This is a genomic window from Actinoplanes sp. ATCC 53533, from assembly GCF_003947245.1.
The window spans coordinates 1-4,266 of the sequence record NZ_QHHV01000433.1 but is presented as its reverse complement, the minus strand read 5'-3'; the positions used below and the strand labels follow the sequence as shown (position 1 = coordinate 4,266).

Here is a 4,266-nt window from a genome sequence, read left to right as displayed (position 1 = left end):
GGCGCCGAAGTTTCCGGGGAAGTTTCCGATGGGCATGCCGGCTCGGTAGATTTTGCCGTTGTCGCCGGCGAAGAAGAGGTACATGGTGGTGCCGTCGCCGATGATCGTCTGGTCGATGGGTCCGGTGCCGGAGCCGGTGATGCTGCCGGTGAACAGTGGTTGTGCCGCGGACCAGCCGTTGGGGTTGGTGGGGTCGTTCGAGGTGCGGTACATGAAGGGCGATGGGCCCCATTGGTAGGTGAGGACCCAGATGTTCTTGGGGGCGAAGTAGAACAGTGAGGGTGCGACGGTGGCGGATGACATGGTGTTCTGGCTGGCGGAGGCCATGTCGGTCCAGTTGGTCAGGAGGCTGAAGTTCATGGAGCCCCAGGTGGTGCCGGTGTCGTGGGTGGTGGCGTAGACGAGGTGTCTGCCGTTGTAGGGGGCGGTGGTGAAGTCCTTGAGGGACACCCAGCCCGCCTTCGGGTTGGCCAGTGAGCCGGTCGAGGTCCAGCGGTAGGACGACGGCAGCGTGCACGGGCCGGTCGGGGGCGTGGAGGTGCCGACCTGGACGAGTTGCCACTGCTGGTTGGCGCCGTTCCAGTCGGTGTACTGGACGATGTTGGCGCCGTCGGCGGTGGACGCCCCTTGGACTTCGAGGGCCTTGCCGCTGTTGCGGTTGATCAGCTGGATGAAGCCGTCGATGTCCTGCATGCTGAACTGCTGGTTGGTGGCGTTGTTGTCGGCCCATTGCACGATGGCGCCGCCGTCGGCGGTCGACCGGCCGGAAACGTCGAGGACCTTGCCGGAGTGCTTGGACTTGAGCCGGTAGTAGCCGCCGCCGGAGTCGACGAACTGCCACTGCTGTTGGGCGCCGTCGTTGCGGGTCCACTGGGTGATCCGGGCGCCGTCGGTGGTGGCCAGGTTGTAGACGTCGAGGGCTTTGCCGCTGGTGCGGTTGACCAGCACGTAGGAGGCGCTGGTGTCGACCGTCGCCGCCGACGCCGCCGGCGCGGTCACCACCGTCAGCAACCCACCAGCCAACGCGGTCACCGACACAACTGCCGCCGACAACCAACGCCGCCGGCGCGGGTTCGCGGTGCTCGGATACGTTTCCTCGGATCTCATGTATCCCCCATTCAAGGAGCTCATTCCGATGTCTCGTTCAGGGATGGCTGTCCGCCGCCACGTCGGTCAGGCTCGGGACCACCGTTGATTCGCGGCGGTGGAGCAGGTCCACAGCAGCACGACGGTGCCGTTCGCGGTGAGGTTGCGGTCGACGTCGAGGCACAGCCCGGACTGGGTGTTGCGGATGGTGCCGTCGGCGTTGAGCGTCCATTGCTGGTTGGTGCCGTTGTTGCAGTCCCATAGCTGGGCCTTCGCGCCGGGAGCGGCGTTGGCCGGTGCGTCGAGGCACTTGCCGAGGGCTCGGATGGACTGGCCGGTCGTCGTCCAACGCTGGTTGGCCGCGCCGCCGCAGTCCCAGATGACCGGCTGGGTGCCGTTGGCGGTGTTGCTGTTCGGCACGTCCAGGCAGCGCCCGGATGCGGCGCTGACCAGGGTGGTGGTGCTTTCCGGCGGGGTTCCGGTGCCGCCGCTGACCTGGTACACCACCGTGCCGTGTCCCGGCACGCTCGCCGTGATGGCGCCGGTGCTGGTGCTGGTCGCGTTGGTCCAGGCGTCGCGCAGGGTGAACGAGGTGCCCGTCTTGCCGACCGCCGCGGCCGTGGTGCTGATCGTCGTCGTGCCGCTGCCCTGGTTGAACAGGGCCACCGCGACGTCGCCGTTGGCGAGTCGCTTGGCCAGCACCCGGCGGGTGCCGTCGTGGGAAACCTGCGTCCCCTGCAGGCCGAGGGTGTCCTGGTTGATCGCGATGAGGTTCTGGTTCTTCAGGATCGTCTGGGTGGCGGAGGTCATCGAGCGCAGGTCGTTGCCGGCGATGAGCGGCGACGCCATGATCGCCCAGAGGGCGAAGTGGCTGCGCATCTCCGTGTCGGTCATCCCGCCCCGGCCGACTTCCATCATGTCGGGGTCGTTGAACCCACCCGGCCGGGCGTAGCCGGCCAGCGGCACGGTGACGTTGACGATGTTCTGGATGCCCATCGGGTAGCCGTTGGTCTGGCCGGTGTCCCAGGCGTTGGTGATGTCCTCGGTGGTGCGCCACATGTTGGCGACATCGCCCCAGTTGCGCTGCGGGCCGGTCTTGGCGTGGATGCTGTTGGGGTTGATGCTGTACACGATCGGCCGGCCGGTGGCGGCCAGCGCGTCGCGCATCTTCGCGAAGGTGGTCACCTGGTCGTTGATGCTGCCGGCCGGTGAGCACCAGTCGTACTTGAGGAAGTCGACGCCCCAGGCGGCGAACTGCCGGGCGTCCTGCGCCTCGTGTCCCTGGCTGCCGGTCGCGCCGGGGTAGGAACCGAAGTACTGCGCGCAGGTCTTGTCCACCGGCACCTGGTAGATGCCGAATTTCAGCCCCTTGCCGTGCAGATAGTCGCCGAGGGCCTTCATGCCGCTCGGGAAGCGGCCCGGGTCGCCCTGAAGGTTGCCGGCGCTGTCCCGGTTGGGGTTGAACCAGCAGTCGTCGACCACGACGTACTGGTAGCCCAGATCCCGCATGCCGCTGCTCACCATGGCGTCGGCCATCCCACGGATCAGCGCCTCGTTGATGTTGCAGCCGAACGTGTTCCAGCTGTTCCAGCCCATCGGCGGGGTGCGCGCCACGCCGTTCTCCAGTGCCTGCGCCCCGGACGCGGGCAGGATGACCGCGGTGCCTAACAGCAGCAGAGCCGCGGCTAGCACGGTCTTCAAACGCCTCATGATTTACCACCTTGTCCAGAGTTGGTTCGCGGCGCCGGTGCAGATCCACAGGACCAGGCGCGTCAGCGCTAGCAGCCGTCGGAAAGGCGGCCGCGCCGATGGTTGAGAGCGTTAACACTCGTCCGGAGATTGCCAGAACGTTTCGAAACATTCAAGTACGAAAATTTGTACAGGCCGCACGGGTGGCGCGCCGAGGCGGGCGGGCCGACTTCTCGCCGATCCTCCGCATAACACTTTTCGGCGCATCTTCGGTCCGCGGCGGCCATCATTCGTATCGCTGTTGTCCGTGCCGGCCGGCGGCGGCGGATCATGCCTGGAGATCCCGTGCTTACCAGGTCGGGCGGTTGCGAACGGCGCCCGTGTCTTATCGAAATTCGGCACTGAAAAACCGTTACGACTGCCGGAATGGGGAAAATCGAACGACGGACTTGAATGCATGGGAGCGCTCCCGTAACATCCCGGACACTTGTTAACGCTAACGATTCCTTCGTTCTCGAATCGGCATGGCACGCGACTGGTCCGGCGACCACAACAGCCTGCTGAAGCTCCCCATCCCCCGAAAGGTTTCCCGCCATGCATGTCAGGTCCAATTCCCGACGCCGGCGTACGGCGCTGCTCACGGCCGCCGCGGCCGCCGTGGTCGCCGCCGCCAGTGTCGCCGTGGTCGGCACCGCGAACGCGGCGACCACCCTCGGCCCGTCGGCCGCGCAGACCGGCCGGTACTTCGGTGCGGCCATCGCGGCCGGCAAGCTCGGTGACTCGACATACACCCGGATCCTCACCACCGAGTTCAACTCGGTCACCGCCGAGAACGAGATGAAGTGGGACGCCACCGAGCCGTCCCAGGGCAACTTCACCTACGGCAACGGTGACCGGATCCTCAACCAGGGCAGCTCGATGGGCGCGAAGGTCCGTGGGCATGCCCTGTTGTGGCACGCGCAGCAGCCGGGTTGGGCGCAGGGCATGTCGGGCACGGCGCTGCGGAATGCGGCGATCAACCACGTCACGCAGGTCGCCACGCATTACCGGGGCAAGATCTACGCCTGGGACGTGGTGAACGAGGCGTTCGCCGACGGCGGTGGTGGTGGCCGGCGTGATTCGAACCTGCAGCGGACCGGTAACGACTGGATCGAGGCGGCGTTCCGGGCCGCGCGTGCCGCGGATCCCGCCGCGAAGCTTTGTTACAACGACTACAACACCGATGGCGTCAACGCGAAGTCGACCGGGATCTACAACATGGTTCGTGACTTCAAGTCGCGTGGCGTGCCGATCGACTGCGTCGGTTTCCAGTCGCATCTGGGCACCGGCATCGACTCGACGTATCAGGCGAACCTGCAGCGCTTCGCCGATCTCGGCGTCGACGTCCAGATCACCGAGCTGGACATCGCACAGGGCGGCAACCAGGCCAACATCTACAGCACCGTCACCAGGGCCTGCCTCGCGGTGACCCGGTGCACGGGAATCACGGTA

The 4,266-nt window shown here is 66.4% G+C and carries 3 protein-coding genes; 1 reads left to right on the top strand and 2 read right to left on the bottom strand.

Annotated elements, in window-relative coordinates; genetic code table 11:
- Both DMB66_RS58740 and DMB66_RS58735 read right to left on the bottom strand, forming a co-directional pair.
- Positions 1–1,107, bottom strand: a 1,107-nt coding sequence (locus tag DMB66_RS58740) for a non-reducing end alpha-L-arabinofuranosidase family hydrolase (protein WP_125812582.1), incomplete at its 3' end; no start/stop codon positions are given.
- A gap of 66 nt (positions 1,108–1,173) precedes the next feature.
- Positions 1,174–2,796, bottom strand: a complete 1,623-nt coding sequence (locus tag DMB66_RS58735) for a ricin-type beta-trefoil lectin domain protein (RefSeq protein ID WP_125812581.1) — start codon at positions 2,794–2,796, stop codon at positions 1,174–1,176.
- A 573-nt stretch (positions 2,797–3,369) separates the two neighbouring features.
- On the opposite strand from DMB66_RS58735, the gene DMB66_RS58730 reads away from it, so the two are divergent.
- On the top strand, positions 3,370–4,266 hold an 897-nt coding region (locus DMB66_RS58730; RefSeq protein WP_148112935.1), incomplete at its 3' end, for an endo-1,4-beta-xylanase.